Origin of the sequence: Streptomyces sp. NRRL S-337, from assembly GCF_000720175.1 — a bacterium.
Lineage (GTDB): Bacteria > Actinomycetota > Actinomycetes > Streptomycetales > Streptomycetaceae > Streptomyces > Streptomyces siderophoricus.
In genome coordinates, this window is sequence record NZ_JOIX01000015.1 from 24,040 (window position 1) to 47,551 (window position 23,512).

At 71.7% G+C, this 23,512-nt stretch carries 21 protein-coding genes; 9 read left to right on the top strand and 12 right to left on the bottom strand.

Annotation, left to right across the window (positions count from 1 at the left end; translation table 11 throughout):
• The first annotated feature begins 412 nt into the window (after positions 1-412).
• Positions 413-754, top strand: a complete 342-nt coding sequence (locus tag IG62_RS0113370; protein WP_030801417.1) for a WhiB family transcriptional regulator — start codon at positions 413-415, stop codon at positions 752-754.
• A gap of 188 nt (positions 755-942) precedes the next feature.
• On the opposite strand, the gene IG62_RS0113375 is transcribed toward IG62_RS0113370, so the two are convergent.
• Together IG62_RS0113375 and IG62_RS0113380 are read right to left on the bottom strand one after the other, a co-directional pair.
• A complete protein-coding gene (locus tag IG62_RS0113375) occupies positions 943-2,283 on the bottom strand; it encodes an ArsA family ATPase (RefSeq protein WP_030801419.1) in 1,341 nt (446 codons plus the stop codon).
• Positions 2,280-3,311, bottom strand: a complete 1,032-nt coding sequence (locus tag IG62_RS0113380; RefSeq protein ID WP_030801422.1) for an ArsA-related P-loop ATPase — start codon at positions 3,309-3,311, stop codon at positions 2,280-2,282. Before IG62_RS0113380 ends, IG62_RS0113375 begins: the two co-directional genes overlap by 4 nt.
• Before the next feature lie 186 nt (positions 3,312-3,497).
• On the opposite strand from IG62_RS0113380, the gene IG62_RS46270 reads away from it, so the two are divergent.
• The 4 genes from IG62_RS46270 (at position 3,498) to IG62_RS0113400 (ending at position 6,245) form a co-directional block, all read left to right on the top strand.
• Entirely contained in the window at positions 3,498-3,668 is a 171-nt protein-coding gene (locus tag IG62_RS46270; protein WP_107052969.1) for a DUF4177 domain-containing protein, read from the top strand.
• Positions 3,665-4,135, top strand: coding sequence for a RidA family protein (locus tag IG62_RS0113390; protein ID WP_030801424.1), 471 nt, complete (start codon positions 3,665-3,667; stop codon positions 4,133-4,135). The genes IG62_RS46270 and IG62_RS0113390 overlap by 4 nt, the downstream gene beginning before the upstream one ends.
• 197 nt (positions 4,136-4,332) lie before the next feature.
• Positions 4,333-5,412 carry an NUDIX hydrolase gene (locus IG62_RS0113395; protein ID WP_234326470.1) on the top strand — a complete coding sequence of 360 codons (1,080 nt, stop codon included), beginning with the start codon at positions 4,333-4,335 and terminating at the stop codon, positions 5,410-5,412.
• Positions 5,409-6,245, top strand: a complete 837-nt coding sequence (locus IG62_RS0113400) for an MBL fold metallo-hydrolase (protein WP_030801429.1) — start codon at positions 5,409-5,411, stop codon at positions 6,243-6,245. Before IG62_RS0113395 ends, IG62_RS0113400 begins: the two co-directional genes overlap by 4 nt.
• A gap of 76 nt (positions 6,246-6,321) precedes the next feature.
• On the opposite strand, the gene IG62_RS0113405 is transcribed toward IG62_RS0113400, so the two are convergent.
• Positions 6,322-7,203 carry a nucleotidyltransferase domain-containing protein gene (locus tag IG62_RS0113405; RefSeq protein WP_078871984.1) on the bottom strand — a complete coding sequence of 294 codons (882 nt, stop codon included), beginning with the start codon at positions 7,201-7,203 and terminating at the stop codon, positions 6,322-6,324.
• Between the two features lie 182 nt (positions 7,204-7,385).
• Positions 7,386-8,060, bottom strand: coding sequence for a Crp/Fnr family transcriptional regulator (locus IG62_RS0113410; protein ID WP_006604164.1), 675 nt, complete (start codon positions 8,058-8,060; stop codon positions 7,386-7,388).
• Positions 8,061-8,310: 250 nt separating this feature from the next.
• On the opposite strand from IG62_RS0113410, the gene nth reads away from it, so the two are divergent.
• From nth to IG62_RS0113425, 3 genes are read left to right on the top strand one after another with little or no spacing between them, the layout of a single operon-like run.
• Positions 8,311-9,477, top strand: coding sequence for an endonuclease III (gene nth, locus IG62_RS0113415; protein WP_420711065.1), 1,167 nt, complete (start codon positions 8,311-8,313; stop codon positions 9,475-9,477).
• Positions 9,478-9,537: 60 nt separating this feature from the next.
• Complete coding sequence (locus IG62_RS0113420; protein WP_030801437.1) at positions 9,538-10,281, top strand: NUDIX hydrolase; 744 nt, start codon at positions 9,538-9,540, stop codon at positions 10,279-10,281.
• Between the two features lie 13 nt (positions 10,282-10,294).
• Positions 10,295-11,494: a MarP family serine protease gene (locus IG62_RS0113425; RefSeq protein WP_030801441.1), complete on the top strand. Its 1,200-nt coding sequence runs from the start codon at positions 10,295-10,297 to the stop codon at positions 11,492-11,494.
• A 161-nt stretch (positions 11,495-11,655) separates the two neighbouring features.
• Here IG62_RS0113425 and IG62_RS48600 read toward each other — a convergent pair whose 3' ends face one another.
• From IG62_RS48600 to IG62_RS0113455, 7 genes are all read right to left on the bottom strand, one after another.
• On the bottom strand, positions 11,656-11,853 hold the full coding sequence (locus IG62_RS48600; RefSeq protein ID WP_078866024.1) for a hypothetical protein: 198 nt from the start codon (positions 11,851-11,853) through the stop codon (positions 11,656-11,658).
• 144 nt (positions 11,854-11,997) lie between these two features.
• Positions 11,998-12,936, bottom strand: a complete 939-nt coding sequence (locus IG62_RS0113430) for an alpha/beta fold hydrolase (RefSeq protein WP_030801443.1) — start codon at positions 12,934-12,936, stop codon at positions 11,998-12,000.
• A complete protein-coding gene (locus IG62_RS0113435; RefSeq protein ID WP_030801446.1) occupies positions 12,933-13,391 on the bottom strand; it encodes a phage holin family protein in 459 nt (152 codons plus the stop codon). Before IG62_RS0113435 ends, IG62_RS0113430 begins: the two co-directional genes overlap by 4 nt.
• A 44-nt stretch (positions 13,392-13,435) precedes the next feature.
• A complete protein-coding gene (gene nhaA, locus IG62_RS0113440; protein ID WP_030801448.1) occupies positions 13,436-14,833 on the bottom strand; it encodes a Na+/H+ antiporter NhaA in 1,398 nt (465 codons plus the stop codon).
• 274 nt (positions 14,834-15,107) lie between these two features.
• The gene (acs, locus tag IG62_RS0113445) at positions 15,108-17,072 is read right to left on the bottom strand and encodes an acetate--CoA ligase (RefSeq protein ID WP_030801449.1); all 1,965 of its coding nucleotides are present in this window, start codon (positions 17,070-17,072) and stop codon (positions 15,108-15,110) included.
• 149 nt (positions 17,073-17,221) lie between these two features.
• Positions 17,222-19,552, bottom strand: a complete 2,331-nt coding sequence (locus IG62_RS0113450; RefSeq protein ID WP_030801450.1) for a SulP family inorganic anion transporter — start codon at positions 19,550-19,552, stop codon at positions 17,222-17,224.
• Positions 19,553-19,851: 299 nt separating this feature from the next.
• Positions 19,852-20,838 carry an ATP-binding protein gene (locus IG62_RS0113455; protein WP_030801454.1) on the bottom strand — a complete coding sequence of 329 codons (987 nt, stop codon included), beginning with the start codon at positions 20,836-20,838 and terminating at the stop codon, positions 19,852-19,854.
• Between the two features lie 101 nt (positions 20,839-20,939).
• On the opposite strand from IG62_RS0113455, the gene IG62_RS0113460 reads away from it, so the two are divergent.
• Positions 20,940-21,797, top strand: coding sequence for a Fic family protein (locus IG62_RS0113460; protein ID WP_051798031.1), 858 nt, complete (start codon positions 20,940-20,942; stop codon positions 21,795-21,797).
• A 389-nt stretch (positions 21,798-22,186) separates the two neighbouring features.
• Here IG62_RS0113460 and IG62_RS0113465 read toward each other — a convergent pair whose 3' ends face one another.
• Complete coding sequence (locus IG62_RS0113465) at positions 22,187-23,071, bottom strand: HAD family hydrolase (protein ID WP_030801458.1); 885 nt, start codon at positions 23,069-23,071, stop codon at positions 22,187-22,189.
• Between the last annotated feature and the right edge of the window lie 441 nt (positions 23,072-23,512).

Below are 23,512 nucleotides of genomic sequence, written 5' to 3' on the forward strand. Positions count from 1 at the left end.
CGAGAGCCGTACGGGCCGGTCGCGGCGCACGTGAGGGGCCGAGGTTCCCATTCGCCGGACAGGGGTGCACCTGTTCGCTTAGCCTGTACTCAGTTGCCACAGCCGAATGGTTACGCCTCAGTTCGTCAACCCCCACCTCTCGCGGACCGAGCCCCCACGTGTCCGCGTGTGCCGAAAGAAACCCCGTGTCAGGGCGGCGAACTGCCCCGCCTTGTACGCAATGTGACGTATGCCGCACGGTCACTCCGTTGGGTGATCTGCCGCGTACGCATAGTCCGTTCGGGCCATTCAAGATTGGGCCCGAAGGGGGTGTTGCGCCCTGTCCGCCTTCCGTAACGTCCTCAACTGGCAACGGTGAATATGCCGTTTGCCGCCGTGGGGGAGCCTCGATTCGGGAGAGGACGGCGCCAGCATGAGCTGGGTAACCGACTGGAATGCACAGGCAGCCTGCCGCACTACCGATCCGGACGAACTGTTCGTTCAGGGTGCGGCGCAGAATCGCGCCAAGGCGGTGTGCACCGGATGTCCGGTGCGTACGGAATGCCTGGCCGACGCCCTGGACAATCGGGTGGAATTCGGCGTGTGGGGCGGAATGACCGAGCGGGAGCGGAGGGCGCTGCTGCGTCGCCGCCCGACCGTGACGTCATGGCGTCGCCTCTTGGAGACGGCGCGCACGGAATACGAGCGCAGCACCGGCATTCTGCCGATGGACTGTGAGGACGAGACCTTCGACGAGTACGCCGCGGTCGGATAGCCGGACGGCCGGGACGCACCGGCCGGCGGAACAGGACCGGCGGGCGGAACAGGACCGGCGGAGTGCGGTGCCGGGTGTGCCCGGTGTGCCTGTCGACGGTGGTGCAGGCGACAGTTCGGGCGGTGGTTCGGCGTCCGGTTCGGTCGGTGGTTCAGCGTCCGGTTCGGGTGGCGGTGTGAGTCGTCGGTTCAGTCGTCGGTGTCGCGGTCCGTCGTGGCGCCGTTCAGCGCCAGGCGGTCGCCGATGGCGCGCAGGCCCGCGAGGTCGTGGACGTCGCCGGGCAGCGCGGCGACCTCCGTCACCGGGACCTCGGGATGGAGTGCGGTGAAGCGGTCCCGGGTGCGCCGTTCGCGCGCGAGGACCTGCATGCGTTCCGCGTGCAGGCGGAGGAGCCCGGCGGCCAGTTGAGCCGCCGAGGCCGAGGTGGGTGCTGCCGGGTCCGCCGCGGCAGCGGGGGAGAGGCCGCCAGCGGTACCGGAGGCATCCTTCCCGCCGTCGAGATCCACAATGCCGGTTGGTTCAAGATTATTTTCGGTGTGGACGCCCTCGGCGCCGTCGTCCTCCGCGAGGCCCTCGCCCAGGGTCTCCGCGGCGGCCAGCGCACGCTCGGCGCTGAGTTGGGCGGCGCCACTGCCGTGCACGCGGTTGAGGACCAGGCCGGCCAGCGGCATCTGCTCGGCGGCCAGCCGCTCGACGAAGTACGCCGCCTCGCGCAGCGCGTCCCGTTCCGGCGCGGCGACCACGAGGAACGCCGTGCCGGGGGCCTGCAGCAGGCGGTACGTGGCGTCGGCGCGGGTGCGGAAACCGCCGAACATGGTGTCCATGGCCGCCACGAACGTCTGGACGTCGCGCAGGAGTTGACCGCCCATGAGCTTGCTGAGCGTGCCGGTCATCATCGACATGCCGACATTCAGGAACTTCATGCCGGCCCGGCCGCCTACCTTCGCGGGCGCCATCAGGACCCGGATGAACTTGCCGTCCAGGAAGGAGCCGAGGCGTTTGGGCGCGTCCAGGAAGTCCAGCGCGGAGCGGCTCGGGGGCGTGTCGACGACGATCAGGTCCCACTCGTTGCTCGCGCGGAGCTGGCCCAGCTTCTCCATGGCCATGTACTCCTGCGTGCCCGCGAAGCCGGCCGACAGGGACTGGTAGAAGGGGTTCTCCAGGATCGCGCGGGCCCGGTCGGCGTCCGCATGGCCCTCGACGATCTCGTCGAAGGTGCGCTTCATGTCCAGCATCATCGCGTGCAGTTCGCCGCCGGCGGCCTCGTCCACGCCCTTGACCCGGCGCGGGACGTTGTCGAGCTCGGAGATGCCCATCGACTGCGCCAGCCGCCGGGCCGGGTCGATGGTCAGCACCACGACCTTGCGGCCGCGCTCGGCGGCGCGCACGCCCAGTGCGGCGGCGGTGGTGGTCTTGCCGACGCCGCCGGAACCGCAGCACACGACGATGCGGGTGCGCGGGTCGTCGAGCAGGGCGTCGACCTCCAGCCGCGGGGCCGAGTCGTCCAGCGTCGTGTCGTCCGAGGTCATATGGGCCCCTGTTTCCGCAGGTCTCTGGCCAGTTGGTACAGCCCGGCGAGGTCCACTCCCTCGGGGAGCAGCTCCAACTCGTAGGTGGGCAGGCCGATCGCGGTCAGCTCGCCGTGCTCGGCGCGCTCCAGCTCGACCCGCTCGGCGTGCTCGCGGGCCTGCTCCAGCAGGGGGTCGATGAGCCGGTCGGCCAGCCCGCCGCGGCGGGCCCCGCCCAGCCCGGCCTGCGAGAGCGCCTTGGCGACGCCGGCCCGCGCCCCGCGGGCCGCGAGGAGGTCGAGATCGCCGTTGTCCAGCAGCGCGGGACGGGTCATGTTGATGACGATGCCGCCTACCGGGAGGCCGGCGGCGCGCAGCTCGGCGACGCCGTCCGCGGTCTCCTGGACGGGCATCTCCTCCAGGAGCGTCACCAGATGGACCGCGGTCTCCGGTGACTTCAGGACCCGCATCACGGCCTGCGCCTGATTGTGGATCGGGCCGATCTTCGCGAGGCCGGCCACCTCGTCGTTGACGTTCAGGAAGCGGGTGATGCGGCCGGTCGGCGGGGCGTCCATCACCACCGCGTCGTAGACGAACCTGCCCTGCTTGTCCTTGCGGCGGACCGCCTCGCACGCCTTGCCGGTCAGCAGGACGTCCCGCAGGCCGGGGGCGATGGTCGTGGCGAAGTCGATCGCGCCGAGCTTCTTCAGGGCCCGGCCGGCGCTGCCGAGCTTGTAGAACATCTGGAGGTAGTCCAGAAGGGCGCGTTCGGCATCGATGGCCAGGGCGTGGACCTCGCCCGCCCGTCTCCCGCCACCACCCCGAACGGAATCGCTGCGCGATGCACCCTCTGATGCGGGGCCCACCGCGATCTTCCGCTCCTCGTAGGGAAGCGCTTCGGTCTCGAACAGCTGGGCAATGCCCTGCCGGCCCTCGACCTCGACCAGGAGGGTACGGCGCCCCTCGGTGGCCAGGGCGAGGGCGAGGGCAGCGGCGACCGTGGTCTTGCCGGTGCCGCCCTTGCCGCTGACGACATGGAGCCTGCTCACGCAAAGGAGCCTAACCAGTCCGCGTCGCGGCTACGCACGGGATACGCCTGGGAAGACCCGGAGATCCGCCCGTGCCGGACCCGTAGACGGGTCAGGGTTGTCCCTTAGGGGACCGGCCGGCGCGGGTCGGGCGGCCCGCGCCGGCCGGCGTCCGCCGCCGCCCTGGACAGGCATTACGCTCGGCCCATGACCAAGTGGGAATACTCGACCGTGCCGCTGCTGGTGCACGCGACGAAGCAGATTCTGGACACCTGGGGCGAGGACGGCTGGGAGCTGGTCCAGGTCGTGCCGGGCCCGAACAACCCCGAGCAGTTGGTGGCCTACATGAAGAGGCAGAAGCCGGAGTACAAGGCGTGAGCGCGGCGGAGGACAAGATCGCGGCGCTCGGACTGAAGCTGCCGGACGTCGTGCCGCCGCTGGCGGTCTACCAGCCCGCGGTGCGCTCCGGCTCGTACGTCTTCAGCTCCGGCCAGCTGCCCATGGTGGGCGGCGCGCTGCCGGTGACCGGCAAGGTGGGCGCCGAGGTCAGCCCGGAGCGGGCCCAGGAGCTCGCCGCGACCTGTGCGCTCAACGCGCTGGCCGCCGTGAAGTCCGTCATCGGCGACCTGGACAAGATCCGGCGCGTGGTGAAGGTCGTCGGTTTCGTGGCCTCCGCGCCGGACTTCACCGGCCAGCCGGGCGTCCTCAACGGCGCCAGCGAGCTGCTCGGCGAGATCCTCGGCGACAAGGGCGTGCACGCCCGCTCCGCGGTGGGTGTGGCCGTGCTGCCGCTCGACGCGCCGGTCGAGGTCGAGATCCAGGTCGAGGTCGCCGACGAGGCGTAGGCGTTGCCGCTTCCGGCCGCCGGGACGGGCCTCGTGCGGTCCGTGCGGTCCGTACGGGCCGGTGGCGGCCTTCCCGGCGGCCGCGGGGTGCGCGCGCCTCGGAGGAGCGCGCTCCCGCCGGCCGGAGCGGTCGCCGGCCGCGGCCCGGCGGAAAGGGACCCCTCGAACATCCGCGCGTGAGCGCATAGCATCCGGCCATGTCGTCCACGACGAATGGCCAGTGGTACCCACCGGAGTGGCCGGGCCGCATCCGGGCGCTCGCGAACGGTGAGCTCACCCCTGCCGAGCCCCGCAAGGCCGCGACCGTCCTGCTGCTGCGCGACACCGGGACCGGCGGCCCTACCGTCCACATGCTGCGCAGACGCACCTCCATGGCCTTCGCCGGGGGCGCGTACGCCTATCCGGGTGGTGCGGTCGATCCCCGTGACGAACGCCCGGTCGCCTGGGCCGGCCCGTCGCGCGCCGAGTGGGCGGTCCGTATGGGCGTCGGTCCGGCCACCGCGCAGGCCATCGTCTGCGCCGCCGTACGGGAGACGTTCGAGGAGGCGGGTGTGCTGCTCGCCGGGGACTCGGCGGACACGGTCGTCGCGGACACCACGGGCGAGGACTGGGAGGCCGACCGGGCCGCCCTGGTGGCCCACGAGCTGTCCTTCGCCGACTTCCTGAGCCGCCGTGGCCTGGTCCTGCGCTCCGACCTGCTGGCCGCCTGGGCGCGCTGGATCACCCCGGAGTTCGAGCCCCGGCGCTACGACACATGGTTCTTCGTCGCCGCGCTGCCCGAGGGACAGCGCACGCTTCCCCAGGGACTGCCGGTGAGCCCCGGGGGGAATGCCGTCGCGGCCGGGGAGGCGGACCTCGCGTTGTGGATCCGGCCGGGGGAGGCGGCCGCCGGGTACGACCGCGGCGAGCTGCTGATGATGCCGCCGACGATCGCCACGCTGCGCGCGCTGGAGCCGTACGCCACCGTCGCGGACGCGCTGGCGGGCGCCCAGGCGCAGGACCTGACGCCCGTATTGGCGCGGGCGCGCCTGGTGGGCGGCGAGATCGTACTGAGCTGGCCGGGCCACGACGAGTTCACCAAGCACATCGCGCCGGAGGGCGGTGCTGGGGACGGTGCCGCCGAGGGCGCGTCCGCCGGGGACGGTTCCGTGGCGCACGGGGCCACAGAGGCGGGGGGCGGTTCCGACGGCCCCTCAGGAGCCCAGCGAGCCACCGGCGCCCCAGGAGCCACCGGCACGCCCGGAGGCACCGGCACCTCGGGAGGGACCCTCACATGACCGAAGCAGCCGCTCTCCCGGGCCGGCCCCGGGGCGGAGTGATCTCCGGGCCCGCCACCACGCGGGCGCACTGCGTGCTGGCGCCCAACCCGTCGGCGATGACCCTGGACGGCACCAACACCTGGATAATCGCCGAGCCGGACTCCGACCTGGCCGTCGTCATCGATCCCGGGCCGCTCGACGAGAGCCACCTCCAGGCCGTCATCGCCACCGCCGAACGGGCCGGCCGGCGCATCGCGCTGACGTTGCTGACCCACGGTCATCCGGACCACGCCGACGGCGCCGCCCGGTTCGCCGAGCTGACCCGGTCGTCCGTCAGGGCGCTGGACCCGGCGCTGCGCCTCGGTGGCGAAGGGCTCGCCGCGGGGGACGTCATCACCACGGGCGGCCTCGAACTGCGGGTGGTGCCCACCCCGGGGCACACCGCCGATTCGCTCTCCTTCCATCTCCCGGCCGACCGCGCCGTCCTGACCGGTGACACGATCCTGGGACGCGGCACCACCATGGTGGCGCACCCCGACGGGCGGCTGGGCGACTACCTCGACTCGCTGCGCCGACTGCGCTCCCTCACCGTGGACGACGGGGTGTCCACGGTCCTGCCGGGCCACGGGCCGGTGCTCAACGATGCCCAGGGCGCGGTGGAGTTCTATCTGGCGCACCGTGCGAACCGGCTCGCCCAGGTGGAGACCGCGGTCGAGGCCGGCCACCGGACCGCGGCCGAGGTCGTCGCCAGTGTGTACGCCGACGTCGACCGCTCCCTGTGGCCGGCCGCCGAACTGTCGGTGCGGGCGCAGCTGGAGTACCTGGGGGAGCACGGGCTGATCGAGGAGTGACCCCTTCGTGGGCCGGGCGTCCCGGGAAGACGCTTGCTGCGCGGGGCCCGTACGGGCGGGGAGCCTTCGCGGGCCCCTACGGGCGGGGAGCCTTCGCCCCGTGGACGGCGAGGTATTCCTCGGCCAGCCAGGGGGCCAGGCCGGACAGCAACTCGTCCAGCAGGTGAGGGTACGCGGCCGGGGCACGGGCGGCGCGGGCCGCGGCGCGCATCTGGCCGGCGTGCGCCGGGTAGTAGCGGCCGAAGACCTCCGCGGACTCGGCCAGATCGCTGGTCCAGCCGCCCCAGCGGGGCATGACCAGCGTGAACCCGGTGCGTACGAGCCGACGCGTCACGCCCCGGGTGAGCCGGGTGCGCGCGGCCTCCGTAGGGGCCGCCGCGGCCTTCGTGCGCAAACCGGGGAGGTCGCGGAAAAGGTCCCCGTTGGTCTCACGGGCGAGGAGCGAGGTGGGGCGGTAACGGGGCAGCCGGCCGGCGAGGTCCGGACCGTCGAGCGGGGTGCACAGACAGGCCACGAACCAGCCCAGGTCGTACCGCTCCAGGTCGCTCAGCAGCCGCTCGGCGGCGAACAGCAGCAGCCCCGCGCCGTCGATCTCCGGGAACGCGGTGTCCAGCGCCTCCTCGACGGCACGGGCGGCGGCGTGGTCGTCCTCGGTCGGCCCGTTCCGTAGGGCGAGCAGGGCGTCCAGATCGGAGACGCCGGGGAGGGCGGTGCCACGGGGGATGCTGCCGAAGAGGTAGCTGCTGTGCAGGCGGTCGCCGAAGTGGTCGGCAATACGGGAGCGCAGGCCCGCCACCACGGGCGCGAACTCCGCGGGCACTCGCTCCAGCGAGCCCTCCCGTACGAACCAGCCGTCGCGGTCCAGGCCTCTGCCGGTGCCTGTGCCTGCGCTGCCGCCCGTGCCTGCGCTGCCGCCCGTGCCGTGGTGCGTCCTGTCAGCGGTCCCGTCGGGCGTCATGGCGCCACTATGGCGAGGGCGTACGGCGGGGGCGACCGTATTTCGCGGGGCGCGGGCCCTGGCCACTACGGCGAGGGGCCCGGGCCACCACGGCGAAGGGCGCGGGCCATTACGGCGAAGGACCCGCCCCCACGGCGAAGGGCCCCGCCGGAGCAGGGCCCTTCGCCGTAGTTGCCGGTGTGTCAGCGCGAGCGCTTGGCGAGCCGCTCGACGTCCAGCAGGATCACGGCGCGCGCCTCCAGGCGCAGCCAGCCGCGGCCCGCGAAGTCCGCCAGGGCCTTGTTGACCGTCTCACGGGAGGCGCCCACCAGCTGGGCCAGCTCCTCCTGGGTCAGGTCGTGCACGACATGGATGCCTTCCTCGGACTGCACGCCGAAGCGGCGCGACAGGTCGAGCAGGGCGCGCGCCACGCGGCCCGGCACGTCCGAGAAGACCAGGTCGGACATCTGGTCGTTGGTCTTGCGCAGTCGGCGGGCGACCGCACGCAGCAGGGCCGTGGCCACCTCGGGCCGGGCGTTCAGCCAGGGCTGGAGGTCGCCGTGGCCCAGGCCGAGGAGCTTGACCTCGGTGAGGGCGGAGGCGGTGGCCGTGCGCGGGCCCGGGTCGAACAGCGAGAGCTCACCGATCAGCTCGCCGGGACCGAGGACGGCGAGCATGTTCTCCCGGCCGTCGGGGGAGGTGCGGTGCAGCTTCACCTTGCCCTCGGTGACCACGTACAGGCGGTCGCCGGGGTCCCCTTCGTGGAACAGGGCGTCGCCGCGGGCGAGCGTGACCTCTCCCATAGAGGCGCGCAGCTCGGCCGCCTGCTCGTCATCGAGCGCCGCGAAGAGCGGTGCGCGCCGCAGAACGTCGTCCACGAGATCTCTCCTTGTCGACATGCTCCGGGGGACTGTGGTCCCCATCATGCCGGAATGCAAAACAGTGCGATCAATCACAAGTTTGCCGGACCGGTGGCCCGAGCCATAAGGCAGGGGGCCGATTGGAGTCAGGGATCACGGGGATCGACCCGGATGTCAGTGGCTGGCCTTAGTCTGGCCGAGTGTCCAATACGCCGGTGAGAGCAGAGGACTGGGGGCCGGACGAGTGAGCGCGGGACATGATTCCGCTGTGGGCGAACAGGCGTCCGGCGGAGCTTCCGATCCGGATAAAAGTAACAAATCGCTCTCCGGGGTGAGGTCCACCCGGAACCCGACCGTCCGGAAGTCTGGCGCGTCGCGGTCCGCGACGCAGGACACGAACGAGGCGGGACCGGCCTCGGTACGTACCACCTCGGCAGGGAAGAAGGCCGCCGTGAACGAAACCCCCGAGAAGCCGGTGGCCGCGAAGAAGGCCGTCACGAAGAAGGCGACGGCCACGAAGGCGACCGCGAAGACCGCGCCCGCGAAGAAGGCGGCCACGAAGAAGGCCACCGCCAAGAAGGCCGCCGCCAAGAAGACCGCCGCCAAGAAGACCGCCGCCAAGAAGGCCGCACCCGCCAAGAAGGCCCCCGCGCGCAAGGCCGAGTCGCGTGCGGCCATGGTGCGCCGGGCTCACGAGATCAACGACGGGCTCGCCGAGCTGTATCCGTACGCGCACCCCGAGCTGGACTTCAGCAACCCCTTCGAGCTGCTGGTCGCCACGGTCCTGTCGGCCCAGACCACCGACCTGAGGGTCAACCAGACCACGCCGCGGCTGTTCGCGGTCTGCCCGACGCCCGAGGACATGGCCGCCATGCCCCCGGAGGAGCTCGAGGAGCTGATCCGCCCGACCGGCTTCTTCCGGGCCAAGAGCAAGGCGCTGCTCGGCCTGTCCGCCGCCCTGCGCGACCGCTTCGGCGGCGAGGTGCCGGGCCGCCTGGAAGATCTGGTCACGCTCCCCGGAGTCGGCCGCAAGACCGCCAATGTGGTGCTCGGCAACGCCTTCGGTGTCCCCGGGATCACCGTCGACACCCACTTCGGCCGTCTTGCCCGCCGCTTCGGCTGGACCACCGAACAGGACGCGGAGAAGGTCGAGGCGGACGTCGCGGCGATCTTCCCCGAGAGCGAGTGGACGATGCTCTCGCACCGCGTCGTCTTCCACGGCCGCCGGGTGTGCCACTCCCGCAAGCCCGCCTGCGGCGCCTGCGCCATCGCCCCGCTGTGCCCCTCGTACGGCGAGGGCGAGACGGACCCGGAGAAGGCCAGGAAGCTGCTGAAGTACGAGTTGGGCGGCCAGCCGGGCCAGCGCCTGAAGCCGCCGCCGGACTACCCGGGGCAGCCGGCGCCTCCGCTGGCGCCCCCGGCCGCCGCTTCGTGACGGCAGCCATGACGCCCCCTCGGGGGACCGATGAACCACGCCAGGCCTGAGGGGGCGCGTATGAGGAGTGCACGGGAGCAGCAGTACGGCGAGGAGACGGGCGTCGGCGCGGCGGCGGCACCCGGCGCGGCGACCGGCGGGGAGATCACGGTCTCGGCCGATGGCCTGCCCGAGTGGCTGGAACCGGTGGCCCGCGCGGCCGCCACGGTCGAGCCCCACCAGCTCAGCCGCTTCCTGCCGCCCGAGGACGGCGGCCGGCAGTCCGCGGTGCTGATCCTCTTCGGCCACGGTCCGCGTGGCCCCGAGCTGCTCCTGATGGAGCGGGCCGGCACCCTGCGCTCCCATGCGGGCCAGCCCTCCTTCCCAGGTGGCGCCCTCGACCCGGAGGACGGCGATCCGGAGGGCGCTGGTCCGGTGCGGGCGGCGCTGCGTGAGGCCCAGGAGGAGACCGGTCTGGACCCGTCCGGCGTGCAGGTCTTCGGCGTGCTGCCGCGGCTGTACATCCCCGTCAGCGGCTTCGTGGTGACCCCGGTCCTGGGCTGGTGGCGGCGGCCGAGCCCGGTCGGCCCGGTGGACGAGGCGGAGACCGCCCGGGTGTTCACGGTCCCCGTGGCCGATCTCACGGATCCCGACCATCGTGTGACAACGCGCCACCCCAGTGGTCACGTCGGTCCGGCCTTCCTCGTCGAGAACGCCCTGGTCTGGGGCTTTACGGCCGGGGTGATCGACCGGATCCTGTACTACGCGGGGTGGGAGATTCCGTGGGACCGTGACAAGCAGGTCCCGCTCGACTGGCGCTCGTGAGACGGTGTCCGGCGTGAACGTCCTGGACATTCTGCTGCTGGTCGCGGCCGTGTGGTTCGCGATCGTCGGCTACCGGCAAGGTTTTGTCGTCGGCATCCTGTCCGTGATCGGCTTCCTCGGAGGCGGCCTGATCGCGGTCTATGTGCTGCCCTTGATCTGGAACGAGGTCACCGGCGACGCCACGCCCGGTACCTTCGCGGCCATCGCGGCGGTCGCCATCGTGATCGTGTGCGCGTCCGTGGGCCAGGCGCTCACCACCCACCTGGGCAACAAACTCCGCCGCCACATCACCTGGTCACCGGCGAGGGCGCTGGACGCGACCGGCGGTGCGCTGGTCAACGTCGTCGCGATGCTGCTGGTGGCCTGGCTGATCGGCTCCGCGCTGGCCGGGACGTCCCTGCCCACGCTCGGCAAGGAGGTCCGCAACTCCAAGGTGCTGCTCGGGGTGTCCCGGGTGATGCCGCAGCAGGCCGGCACCTGGTTCGCGGACTTCTCGTCGGTGCTCGCGCAGAACGGCTTCCCGCAGGTCTTCACGCCGTTCTCCAACGAACCGATCCACAACGTGCCGGCGCCCGACCCCCAGCTGGCCACCAGCCCGGTGGCCGCGCACGCCAGGCGCAGCATCGTCAAGGTCGTCGGCACCGCCCCGAGCTGCGGAAAGGTCCTCGAAGGCAGCGGTTTCGTGTTCGGCCGGCACCGGGTGATGACCAACGCCCACGTGGTCGGCGGGGTGAGCGAGCCGACCGTCCAGGTGGGCGGCGAGGGCCGGACGTACGACGCCAAGGTCGTGCTCTACGACTGGCGGCGCGACATCGCCGTCCTGGACGTGCCCTCCCTGGACGCCCCGGCGCTGCACTTCGCCAAGACGGACGCGAGCAGCGGCAGGAGCGCCATCGTGGCCGGTTTCCCGGAGAACGGCGGCTACGACGTCCGCGCGGCCCGCATCCGCAGCCGCATCCAGGCGACCGGCCCGGACATCTACCACCGCGGCACGGTCGGCCGCGACGTCTACTCGCTCTACGCCACGGTCCGGCAGGGCAACTCAGGCGGCCCGCTGCTCACCCCGAACGGCGAGGTCTACGGCGTCGTCTTCGCGAAGTCGCTGGACGACTCGCGCACCGGCTACGCACTGACCGCCGACGAGGTCCACCAGGACGCTCTCAAGGGGCGTACGGCCGAGCGGCAGGTCGACAGCCAGGGCTGCGCGATCTGAGGCGGCCAGGGCGCCCTCAGAGGGCCTGAGCGGCCAGGGGCGCCCTCGCAGGGCCTCGGCGGTGCGCAACGGCACCGGCAGGGCGTACACACCGCGAGGAGCCTCAGGCGCGGCGACGGGCCACCCTGCATCGTTCGGACGCCGCCGGCGCGGCGGTGCGGTCAGGTGCGGGGATGGCGCAGGCGCGCGCTCATCCAGCGCGCCCGGCGGCGCAGGATGCGCGGAATGCCCATCGGATGCGCCGGGTCGGGGGACGCGCCGGACCTGAGGTCCGGAGTGCCCCTGTCCTGAGTGCCCACGGCAGCGGCACTGCTGCGGCGGTTGCGTGCCACGTCACGGTAGTCGTGCGTCCAGCCCATACCCTCGACTCTGCCCGTGGCCCAAGGTCCGTAACCGCCTCGGGGACGGCCAATTGGCCTATGCGCCGGGCAAGTCGCCGTTCGCCATACGCGCGTTCGAGCGCCGGGTGTACGCGCCCCGCCGAGCGGTACGCGCCCGCCCCGTCAGCGGTCCGGTTCCAGGTCCTTCAGCCAGTTGATCAGCTCGGTGGAGAACGCCACCGGGTCCTCCTCGTGCGGGAAGTGCCCGAGTCCGTCGAACAGCCGCCAGCGGTAGGGGGCTTCGACGTACTCCCCGGAACCGGCCGCGCTGCGGGTGCGCATCACCGGGTCCAGCGACCCGTGCAGATGCAGGGTCGGGACCCGGACCGGGAGCTTCATCCGGCGGTTGAACTGGATGCCGTCGGGGCGCGCCAACGACCGCACCATCCAGCGGTACGGCTCGATCGAGCAGTGCGCGGTGGACGGGATGCTCATCGCCCGCCGGTAGACCTCGACCGCCTCGTCGTCCGGCAGTTGGGGGCCGGACCAGTCCCGGATCATCCGGCCGACCAGCGCCGCGTCGTCCGCGGTCAGCCGCCGCTCCGGCAGCCAGGGCCGCTGGAAGCTCCAGATGTGCGAACTCCGGGCGCTCTGCCGGACGTCGGCGAGCATCGCCGCCCGCCAGCGCCGCGGGTGCGGCATCGAGGCCACCGCGAGCCGGCGCACCAGCTTGGGCCGCATCACCGCCGCGGTCCAGGCGAGATAGCCGCCGAGGTCGTGCCCGACGAGCGCGGCGTCCGGTTCGCCCAGGGACCGTATGACGCCGGTGACGTCCAGCGCGAGGTTCGCCGGGTCGTAACCGCGCGGGGTGCGGTCGCTGCCGCCGACGCCGCGCAGGTCCATCGCGACCGCGCGGAAGCCCGCGTCGGCGAGCGCCGGGAGCTGATGCCGCCAGGTCCACCAGAACTGCGGGAAGCCGTGCAGCAGGAGCACCAGCGGGCCGTCGCCCATCTCGGCGATGTGGAAGCGCGCACCGTTCGCCGCGACGTCGCGGTGCGACACCTCTCGGTCGCCGGGGACGTCCAGGCGGACGACCGAGGCGGTGCTGTCAGGGGCTGTCATACCGACGAGCGTGTCACAGACTCCAGGACCGGATGGTCCTTGGTCTCCACGCGCGGGTGCGGCTTGGCGTTCTGCAGCACGGCCGCGGTCTCCCGGGCGGAGTTGATCGACTTCTCCGGCTTCTTGATCTTCTTGATCTTGGCCATGGCGATGAGGGCCAGCAGACCGGCGAGGACCAGGAAGGCGCCGCCCACGATCAGGAAGGACCAGGCGAGCCCCAGGCCGAGGTTGTGGATGCCGTACGCCGCCGCGAAGCTGAGCACCGGCAGCGCGAACAGCGCCAGCGAACCCGCCACCATGAACGCGGCGCTGCCGATGCCGGCCCGCTTGGCGTCCTGCCGCAGCTCCGCCTTGGCCAGCGCGATCTCGTCGTGCACCAGTGCGGACATCTCGGCGGTGGCCGTGGCCACCAGCTGTCCGAGGCTGCGGTCCGCGCTCGTGTCGGCTGCGCTCATCGCCGTCTCCCTCATCTCGTCAACCGGATGCAAAGCCTCTCAGATCATGCCGGACCATCGTCTCCGGCGTGCGTGCCGGAGGCCACTTCGGCAAGCCGCCGGTGTTCGGCGGCCTTTGCCTCGTGGATCGCGGCCATCCGAAGGTGGTATTCCGGTTTGTCGAGTTCGTAGACGTCGGGGATGCCGTCCTGGTCCTCGTCCCGCTCCTCGTCCTCCGTCAGCTTCTTGTACTTGGCGTTGCGGATCTTGAGCAGGATGCCGGCGAAGACGGCCGCGAGCAGCGAGCCGACCAGCACCGATGCCTTGATCTCGGCGGTCAGCGCGGCATTGCCGGCGAAGGCGAGCTCGCCGATCAGCAGGGAGACGGTGAAGCCGATGCCGGCCAGGGAGGCGAGCGCGAAGACGTCCGGCCACTTGAGGTCGGGGTTCAGCTCGGCCCGGGTGAAGCGGGCGGCGACCCATGTGCCGCCGAAGATGCCCAGCGCCTTGCCCACTATCAGGCCGAGGACGACACCGAGCGTCTCCGGGCGGGTGAAGACCTCGTGGAGGGCGCCGCCGGAGAGCGGCACCCCCGCGGAGAACAGGGCGAACAGCGGCACCGCCAGACCGGCCGACAGCGGGCGGACCAGGTGCTCGATGCGCTCGCCGGGGGACCGGGTCTCGCCGTCGCGGCGGTGGCAGCGCAGCATCAGGCCCATGGCGACGCCCGCGATGGTGGCGTGCACCCCGCTGTTCTCCATCAGCGCCCAGATGGCCACGCCGAGGGGCACGTAGACGTACCAGCCGCGGACACCTTTGCGCAGCAGCAGGTAGAAGACCGCCAGGCCGACGGCGGCGAAGCCGAGCGCCAGGAAATTGATCGTCGAGGTGAAGAAGACCGCGATGATCAGGATCGCGAAGAGGTCGTCGACGACGGCGAGGGTGAGCAGGAAGGCGCGCAGCGCGGCGGGCAGCGCGGTGCCGATCACGGCGAGGACGGCGAGCGCGAAGGCGATGTCGGTGGCGGTGGGGACGGCCCAGCCCCTCAGGGACCCGGCGTCGAGGCCGTTGACGGTGACGTAGACGAGCGCGGGCGTCACCATGCCGCAGAGGGCGGCGATGACCGGGAGCGCGGCGGCCTTGGGGTCGCGCAGTTCGCCGGCGACCAGTTCGCGCTTGAGCTCGATGCCGGCGACGAAGAAGAAGACGGCCAGCAGGCCGTTGGCGGACCAGTGCTGGACGGAGAGGTCGAGCCCGAGGGAGGCCGGGCCGAGGTGGAAGCCGCGGACCGCCTCGTAGCTTGCGCCGAGGGTGTTCGCCCAGATCAGTGCGGCCACGGCGGCGGCGAGGAGGAGGATCCCGCCGACGGTCTCGGCGCGCAGCGCTTCGGCGACGAAATTCCGCTCGGGCAGGGACATCCGCCCGAGGAATATGGATCGGCGGTTGCTCGTGGGCGCGCTCACGCGGTGACCTCCGGCCTTCGGCAGCTGTGTACGGCTGTGTCAGTTGCCGACCAGACTTCCCGGCGCACCCAGAGTTTCTTAGCGCGTCATTGACGCGGTTCCCACTGTACCGGGCAGGTGCGAGGGAGTACTCGGTGGCCTCACTTTACGGGCAATTCGGGCGGGCGGCTGTCGGGAGTGGTGCCGATGTACCGGGGACACGTGGGGCGTGCGGTACGCGCGAGGGGGCACCGGACCGCTGCAGGCCCGGTGCCCCCTCCGCCGTCGGTCCGGCTCAGTCCTCGGAGGCCGCGCTCGGCAGCTTCGCCTGGATCAGGTCCATGACCGAGGAGTCGGTGAGCGTCGAGACGTCCCCGAGGTCGCGGTTCTCGGCGACGTCACGCAGCAGCCGCCGCATGATCTTGCCGGAGCGGGTCTTGGGCAGCTCCGCCACCGGCAGGATCCGCTTGGGCTTGGCGATCGGGCCGAGCTGCTGGGCGACATGGGCGCGCAGCTCCTCGACCAGTCCCTCGTCCTCCGCCGCGCTGCCGCGCAGGATGACGAAGGCGCAGATGGCCTGGGTGGTCTGCGGGTCGGTGGCGCCGACGACCGCGGCCTCGGCCACCTTCGGGTGCGAGACCAGCGCGGACTCGACCTCGGTGGTGGAGATGTTGTGCCCGGACACCAGCATCACGTCGTCGACCCGGCCGAGCAGCCAGATGTCGCCGTCGTCGTCCTTCTTCGCGCCGTCGCCGGCGAAGTACTTGCCCTCGAAGCGGGACCAGTACGTGTCGAGGTAGCGCTGGTCGTCGCCCCAGATCGTGCGCAGCATCGACGGCCACGGCTCGGTCAGGACGAGGTAGCCGCCGGCGCCGTCGGGCACCTCGTTGGCGTCGTCGTCCACGACCGTCGCCGAGATGCCGGGCAGCGGCACCTGCGCGGAGCCGGGCTTGGTCGCCGTGACGCCCGGCAGCGGGCTGATCATCACGGCTCCGGTCTCGGTCTGCCACCAGGTGTCCACGATCGGTACCGAGTCCGCGCCGATGTGCTTGCGGTACCACATCCACGCCTCGGGGTTGATCGGCTCGCCCACCGAGCCCAGGACCCGCAGCGACGACAGGTCGAACTTCGCCGGGATGTCGTCGCCCCACTTCATGCAGGCCCGGATCGCGGTCGGCGCGGTGTAGAGGATCGTCACGCCGTACTTCTGGACGATCTCCCACCAGCGGCCCTGGTGCGGGGAGTCCGGGGTGCCCTCGTAGAGCACTTCGGTCGCGCCGTTGGAGAGCGGGCCGTAGACGATGTACGAGTGGCCCGTCACCCAGCCGACGTCGGCGGTGCACCAGTAGACGTCCGACTCCGGCTTGAGGTCGAAGACGGCGTGGTGGGTGTACGACACCTGGGTGAGGTAGCCGCCGGTGGTGTGCAGGATGCCCTTGGGCTTACCCGTCGTCCCGGAGGTGTAGAGGATGAACAGCGGGTGCTCGGCGTCGAACGCCTCGGGGGTGTGCCGGTCGCTCTGCCGGTCGACGATCTCGTGCCACCACACGTCGCGGCCCTCGTGCCAGGCGATGTCCTCCTGGCCCGTACGGCGCACCACGAGCACACTGCGGACGTTCTCCGTGCCGGGCCTGGTCAGGGCCTCGTCGACGGCCGGCTTGAGGGCGGACGGCTTGCCGCGGCGGTAGCCGCCGTCGGCGGTGATCACGACGCGGGCGTCGGCGTCGTTGATCCGGGTCGCCAGCGCGTCCGCGGAGAAGCCGCCGAAGACCACCGAATGCGGCGCGCCCAGTCGGGCGCAGGCCAGCATGGCGACGACCGTCTCCGGGATCATCGGCATGTAGATGGCGACCCGGTCGCCGGCTCGGACGCCCAGCTCGGTGAGGGCGTGGGCGGCCTTGGAGACCTCGCGCTGCAGCTCGGCGTAGGTCAGGGAGCGGCTGTCGCCCGGCTCGCCCTCGAAGTGGACGGCGACCCGGTCGCCCAGGCCGTTCTCCACATGGCGGTCGACGCAGTTGTAGGCGACGTTCAGCTTGCCGTCGGCGAACCACTTCGCGAAGGGCGGGTTGGACCAGTCGAGGGTCTGGGTGGGCTCGGTCTCCCAGGACAGGCGCCGGGCCTGCTCGGCCCAGAAGCCCAGCCGGTCCGCCGCGCCCTGTTCGTACGCAGCAGCCGTGACGTTGGCGTGCGCGGCCAGCTCGGCGGGTGGTGCGAACCGCCGTTCCTCTTTGAGCAGGTTGGCCAGGCTTTCGTTGCTCACGACTTCTCCCAATCACAGGGGTGTCCGATGTGTCCCAGGCCATAGCTCATCAGCCCGCACGGGGCCCTGACAAGGGCTGTGGACAAAAAATGGTCCAGACCTGTTGACGGGCAGTCGGTTCCGTGCTGACCGGCAGCCTTCGGCGCAGGTCAGGCCCGGACCGGGGACGCCTCGCCGCGGACCGCGCGGAACCGCCCGGTGGCCTCGTCGAGCACGTACGCCTGGGCCTCGCCGACATGGAAGTACATCCCGTGCAGGGTGAGCGTCCCCTCCGCCACCCGGCGCGCCACACAGGCGTGCGCCCTGAGGTGGTCGAGCTGCTGCCGGACGTTGACGAGCGCCAGCCGTTCCTGATCGTCGCTCACCGGCCGACCGCACAGCGCGACTTCTCCCCGGCCCAGCCGCCCGATGCGCTGCATCCGGGCCAGGCTCGGCAGGCCGTGCCGCAGCCAGCGGGAGAGTGGGGTCGGCTCGCCGTCCTCGGGGGCCGCGGAATCCAGCAGAGCCCCCATGGCGCCGCATCCGGAATGCCCACACACCGTGATCGAGCCGACCCGCAGGACCTCGACCGCGTACTCGATCGCCGCGCCCACGGAGTCGCACGAGGCTTCCGAGCCGGGCGGGGGCATCAGATTGCCGACGTTGCGCACGGTGAACAGGTCGCCCGGACCGCTGGCGGTGATCATGCTCGTGACCACCCGGGAGTCGGCGCAGGTCAGGAACAGCTGGGTGGGTCGCTGGCCCTCGCGCGCCAGCCGCGCCAGCTCCTCCCGCACCAGCGGGGCCGTATGGCGCTGGAACGCACTGATCCCGCCCAGTAGTTGGCTGCTGCTCTCCGGGGCCGGGCCCTGGTCCGCGGCGGTCCGGGTGCACTCGTGGTGGCGCCACGGCGTCCACGGTCGGCAGGAGTGCGCGCCGGACGACTCGGCGAGCGGCCGGGCCGAGCGGCCGCCGAGGGTCACCCAGCCCCCGTGCGCCCGATGGGCGGCCGACCAGGACTGCAGCGCCTCGTGGGCGGCGTGGTCCATGAAGGAGCCGCGGAGTTCGATGACGACATCGGTGTGGGCCGGGACCAGCGCCAGCGCCCGGGTCAGCCGCGGCACCGCCAGGAACGTCAACTGGCCGCTGATGCGCACCCGGTAGCCCTCGTCCTCCTTCGTGACGGTGACGCGCGTGTGGGTCAGCCGGCGCAGCGCGAGGAAGGCCGCGACGGCGATGCCGGTCAGCACGCCCTGGAGGACGCCGAGCAGCACCACACCGCCCAACGTGGCGGCGTAGACCGGGAATTCGCGATGCCGCTGTACGTGCCGGATGTGCGCGAAGCTCACCATCCGTACGCCGACCACCATCACCAGGGCGGCCAGTGCGGCCAGCGGGATGAGCTCCAGGGCGGCCGCCGCCAGGCCGGCGCACAGCAGCACCCATACGCCGTGCAGCACGGTGGCGCGGCGGGTGACGGCACCGGCCCGTACGTTGGCCGAGCCGCGGATCGCACCACCGGAGACGGGCAGCCCGCCCAGCAGGCCGGAGACGGCGTTGGCCGCCCCCTGGGCGGCCAGTTCGCGGTTGAGGGCCAGGCGGCCGGTGGGGGCCCCGGGCCGCTCGGCGGCGAGCCGGTCCACGGCCACGGCGGACAGCAGCGACTCCATGCTGGCGACGAAGGTGACGGTCAGCACCGCGGCGGCCAGGGCCGGAACGGACGCCTCCGGCAGCGCCGGGAGCGTGGGCATCTGCCAGGACGGCAGCGCCACGCGCGGCACCGCCGACCCCGCGCCGACCGCCGTCGCGGCGGCCACCGCGACCAGTGGCGCCGGCAGCGCCCGCGCCCACCGCCCGGCGTGGCCCGGCAGCCTTCCCCAGCCGGCGAGTACGGCCACGGTGACGGCGCCGATCATCAGCGCGGTGGGGTGCGGATGCGCCAGCTGGCCGGGGAGGGCGGCGATGTTGTCGAGCGCCGAACTGTCCGGCCGGCCGCCGAGCACCACATGGAGCTGCCCGATGGCGATGGTGGCCCCGATGCCGGCCAGCATGCCGTGCACGATCGCCGGGCTGACTGCCAGCGTCGCCCGGGCCACGCGCAGGGCGCCCAGGGCGAGTTGGGTCAGGCCGGCCAGGACCGTGATGGCGCAGGTGGCCCGCCAGCCGTAGCGCTGGACGAGGTCGGTGGTGACCACCAGGAGGCCGGTGGCGGCGCCGCTCACCTGAAGGGGAGCGCCGCCGAGCAGCCCGGCGACGATGCCGCCGACGACCGCGGCGATCAGACCGGCCTGGAGCGGGGCTCCGGTGGCCAGCGCGACGCCGAGCGACAGCGGGACGGCGAGCAGGAAGACGACGGCCGAGGCGGAGAGGTCCCGGAGCCAGGCGGCCCGGCCGGCCCGCTCGGTCGGGGGTTCGACGGGCTGGAGGAGCGGCTCGGGAGGGACGGCTGCCCGGTGCGGGGAGCGGGGCGGCTGCGGCGGCGACTTCTCGATCTGCGACATTCCCGTCTCCTCCGGGGCGACGCGGTCGCGCGGGGCGCGATCGTGGGCGGCGGTGTACAGCGGCGGGTCGCGAGCCGGCCGGTGGGCGTCGCGGTGGGTGACGGTCCGGTGACTCTCAAGCAGCGGTAAATGAAGCGTAATGACATGTAAAGATCCGGAGAAGACTTTGCGGGCATTCACCCCAATCCACCCCTCTTTCGGGTGAAGATCCCGGCTCCGGCGTTGCCGGGATCGGTAAACGGGGCGGCCGGTCCGGTGGGCCCGGCGCGAGCCGTGCGACGACTCGCGCCGGCCGGCGATCAGGCCGGCTGCGGGGTGGCCGTCCCCTCGGAGAGGACGAACGCCGGGTCGACCTGGGCCGCGAGATCGACGCCCGTCTTGGCGTTGCCCCAGCTCTCCGCGTTCTTCAGGTGGAAGTGCACCATCTGGCGCGTGTAGCGCTCCCAGTCGCGACGCCCGTAGGTCGCATCGGCCGTGTCGTGCAGCGTCTCCAGTGCGCACCGGTTGGCCTGCTCCAGATAGCTGAAGCGGGCCGGGCGGCCCTTCTCCATGGCGCGCACCCACTCCGACTGCCCGACCGTCACCAGCAGGTCGTCGCCCGCCGCGTCGCGCAGGAACGCCAGGTCGTCCGGCCCCTGGACCTTGTTGCCCACCACCTTGAGGGGGACCCCGAAATCCCGGGCGTACTCCTTGTACTGGCGGTAGACCGCGACGCCCTTACGGGTCGGCTCGGCGACCAGGAAGGTCATGTCGAAGCGGGTGAACATCCCGGAGGCGAAGGAGTCGGACCCGGCCGTCATGTCGACCACGACATACTCCTCGCGGCCGTCAACAAGGTGGTTCAGGCACAGTTCGACGGCGCCGACCTTGGAGTGATAACAGGCGACGCCGAGGTCCGACTCGGTGAACGGCCCGGTCGCCATCAGCCGGACCGGGGCGCCGTCCAGTTCCACCGTCCGCGCGCACGCGTCGTAGACGGGGTTGTCCTCGCAGACCCGCAGGAGGCGCGATCCCTCGCCGGGCGGGGTCGTCTTGATCATGGCTTCGGCGGACGGGATCCGGGGGTTGCTGCCGCGCAAATAGTCCTTGATCAGCGGGAGATGGGTGCCCATCGCGGGAAGCGCGGCGGCCTCTGCCTCGTCGAGGCCGAGGGCGGCACCCAGATGCTGGTTGATGTCGGCGTCCACGGCGATCACGGGGACCCGCGCCGCGGCGAGATGGCGGATGAACAGGGACGAGAGGGTGGTCTTGCCGCTGCCACCCTTGCCTACGAAAGCGATCTTCATGTTCACAAAGGGTAATCCGGCGGTTCCGGTGAGTGAGAGCCCTGCGTGAAGAAGACCACTCCTTCGAGGGGTTCGGGCTGCCGGTGCGTAGGGTCGTACCCATGGCTGGAAACTCCCGGGGGACCACCCCCGCACCCCCGAAGGCGAGCGACGATCCGCTCGCGACCCTGGCCTTGCTCCCGGGAGTCGCCGACTCCGTGGACTCCGTACGTAAGGGCGTCGACCGGGTCTACGGGCACCGGATCATGCGGCGTCGCAGCAACGAGGTCAGTTCCGAGGCGGCGCTGCGCGGAGCGCGCGGTTCCGCGGCCCTTTCGGGTGCCGACTGGGCGCTCGAAGAGGTCAGGCGCCGGACCGACTTCGGCGTCGAGGGCGAGCCGCGGACGGTCGGCGCGGCCCTGCGGCTGACCGCCGAGGCCGGCCAGCTGCTGAGCGTGTGGCGGCAGTCGCCGCTGCGGGTGCTGGCGCGGCTCCACCTGGTGGCGGCCGGCAAGGAGGCGGCGGACGACACGGTGGGGCGGCCCCGGCTCGCCGGGGAGCCGGTGGACGAGCCGCTCGTCGAGCTGCCGCTGCCGGATGCCGACGAGGTGGCCGGGCGGCTGGACGGCCTGTCGCGGCTGCTGCTGGCCGGCACGGAGGCGCCGGCCCTGGTGCTCGCCGCCGTGGTGCACGGCGAACTGCTGGCACTGCGGCCGTTCGCCTCGCACAACGGGCTGGTCGCACGGGCCGCGGAACGGGTCGTGCTGGTCGGCAGCGGACTGGACCCCAAGGCGATCTGCCCCGCCGAGGTGGGCCACGCGGAACTGGGCCGGGCGGCCTACGTGGCGGCCCTGGAGGGCTACGTCTCGGGCACCCCGGAGGGCGTCGCCGGATGGATCGCCCACTGCGGACGCGCGGTCGAACTCGGCGTACGGGAGAGTACGGCGGTCTGTGAGGCCCTCCAGCGCGGCGCGGCATAAGCGGCGGAGGCGCGGTATCCGGCCGTTGAGGGCGGCGGTATCCGACCCGGTAGCCGGAATTCCGGAACGCATTGCTTGATTTGGCCCGAACACAGGGTTGCGGCGGTACCAATCGGTGGTACCGCCGCTGGCATGTCTGCCGGGTTACCATGCGTGCTCGAATATTTGCCCATCAGGTCGGAATCTTCGTCCGGTTACCTGGTGCGGCTGGCCCGTAATCGACGGGTCGGCGTCGCGTGGGTGCCCGGCATTCATGCATCGGTCCGTGGGCCACTTGCTGCGTTAAAGGTGTTCCTCTCGGATGTCCTTGGTCTCGCGGGCCGTTAAGTCCTTTGTACTACTCGTACCGGGCAAGTGGAACCCCGGGCCGCAGATCTTTACGTTTGGCTTCAAACGCGGTCAATACGGGCGGCGCGGGCGACCCGGCCAATACGAGCGAGGCGCGGCTTCGCGGTTTTCCGCCGGCTCGCGTACCAGACCAGGGTGGCGGTGGCGGCCGCCGCGCTCACCGCGGCCATGGCGGCGAGCGCCGGCCGGGACGGCATGGACAGCGCCGGCAGCCGTTGCTTGAGCGGAACCGGGCGGTTGAAGGAGAGGACCGGCCAGCCCCGCGCGACGGCCTCGCGGCGCAGCGCGCGGTCCGGATTGACCGCGTACGGGTGCCCCACGGCCGACAGCATCGGGACATCGGTTGCCGAATCGCTGTACGCATAACAGCGCTCCAGGTCGTAGCCCTCGGACTCGGCGAGTTCCCGGACGGCCTCCGCCTTGGTGGGGCCGTAGGCGTAATACTCCACCTCTCCGGTGAATCGGCCGTCCTCGCCGACGACCATACGGGTGGCCACGACCCGGTCGGCACCGAGAAGTTCCCCGATCGGTTCGACGACCTCGGCACCCGAGGTGGAGACAATGACGACATCACGTCCGGCGGCGTGATGCTCCTCGATGAGTGAGGCCGCCTCGTCGTAAATGATCGGGTCGATCAGATCGTGCAGTGTCTCGGCGACGATCTCCCGCACCTGGGCCACATCCCAGCCGCGGCACAAGGAGGAGAGATATTCCCGCATCCGCTCCATCTGATCGTGATCGGCGCCGCCCGCGAGGAACACGAACTGGGCATACGCAGTGCGCAGTACGGCCCGCCGATTGATCAGGCCGCCTTGGTAGAACGACTTGCTGAAGGTCAGCGTGCTCGACTTAGCAATGACGGTCTTGTCCAAGTCGAAGAACGCGGCAGTACGGGGCGTCGAGTGAGGCACGGAGTGGTTTTCCACGGGGCGAGCATAGGCGGCCCACCATTCGGCGTAAGGTGTGGCGCGTGGGTTTGCCTGAGAAGGCTCTCGGGTACACCATGGAAGTCACGGATCGTTCGCGACCGTGCTAACCCGGTCCGGCTCCTCCCCCCCCGAGTCGGCCGTGGGGACGACCCCCGCTCTCCCCCCCGGCGGGGGTCGTCGCATGTCCGGGGGCCTTTTCTGTCGTGAGGCACCGATCCGCCCGTCTTTGCGCCCGCTCGGCGCCTGCTGGCACGACGCCTTCCTCCCCTTACGCACCGTAGTCAACACGCTGCTCTGAGGAAGGCTTGGACGGGGTGCTCCCTCGTGTCCCTGGAGCACCTCGCGAGGCCCTCTTGCGTCACGGAACTGGCCGGCGGTCGCTGGAATAGGTGACGGGGATATTCACAGGCGCGGAGTTGTCCACAGATTTGGACCAAG

Bases quoted from the DNA above. Each gene is read 5' to 3' on its own strand.
- IG62_RS0113370 (WP_030801417.1), top strand. From the start codon at position 413: ATGAGCTGGGTAACCGACTGGAATGCACAGGCAGCCTGCCGCACTACC.
- IG62_RS0113375 (WP_030801419.1), bottom strand. From the start codon at position 2,283: ATGACCTCGGACGACACGACGCTGGACGACTCGGCCCCGCGGCTGGAG.
- IG62_RS46270 (WP_107052969.1), top strand. From the start codon at position 3,498: ATGACCAAGTGGGAATACTCGACCGTGCCGCTGCTGGTGCACGCGACG.
- IG62_RS0113395 (WP_234326470.1), top strand. From the start codon at position 4,333: ATGTCGTCCACGACGAATGGCCAGTGGTACCCACCGGAGTGGCCGGGC.
- IG62_RS0113400 (WP_030801429.1), top strand. From the start codon at position 5,409: ATGACCGAAGCAGCCGCTCTCCCGGGCCGGCCCCGGGGCGGAGTGATC.
- IG62_RS0113405 (WP_078871984.1), bottom strand. From the start codon at position 7,203: ATGACGCCCGACGGGACCGCTGACAGGACGCACCACGGCACGGGCGGC.
- IG62_RS0113420 (WP_030801437.1), top strand. From the start codon at position 9,538: ATGAGGAGTGCACGGGAGCAGCAGTACGGCGAGGAGACGGGCGTCGGC.
- IG62_RS48600 (WP_078866024.1), bottom strand. From the start codon at position 11,853: ATGGGCTGGACGCACGACTACCGTGACGTGGCACGCAACCGCCGCAGC.
- IG62_RS0113430 (WP_030801443.1), bottom strand. From the start codon at position 12,936: ATGACAGCCCCTGACAGCACCGCCTCGGTCGTCCGCCTGGACGTCCCC.
- IG62_RS0113435 (WP_030801446.1), bottom strand. From the start codon at position 13,391: ATGAGCGCAGCCGACACGAGCGCGGACCGCAGCCTCGGACAGCTGGTG.
- IG62_RS0113450 (WP_030801450.1), bottom strand. From the start codon at position 19,552: ATGTCGCAGATCGAGAAGTCGCCGCCGCAGCCGCCCCGCTCCCCGCAC.
- IG62_RS0113455 (WP_030801454.1), bottom strand. From the start codon at position 20,838: ATGAAGATCGCTTTCGTAGGCAAGGGTGGCAGCGGCAAGACCACCCTC.
- IG62_RS0113460 (WP_051798031.1), top strand. From the start codon at position 20,940: ATGGCTGGAAACTCCCGGGGGACCACCCCCGCACCCCCGAAGGCGAGC.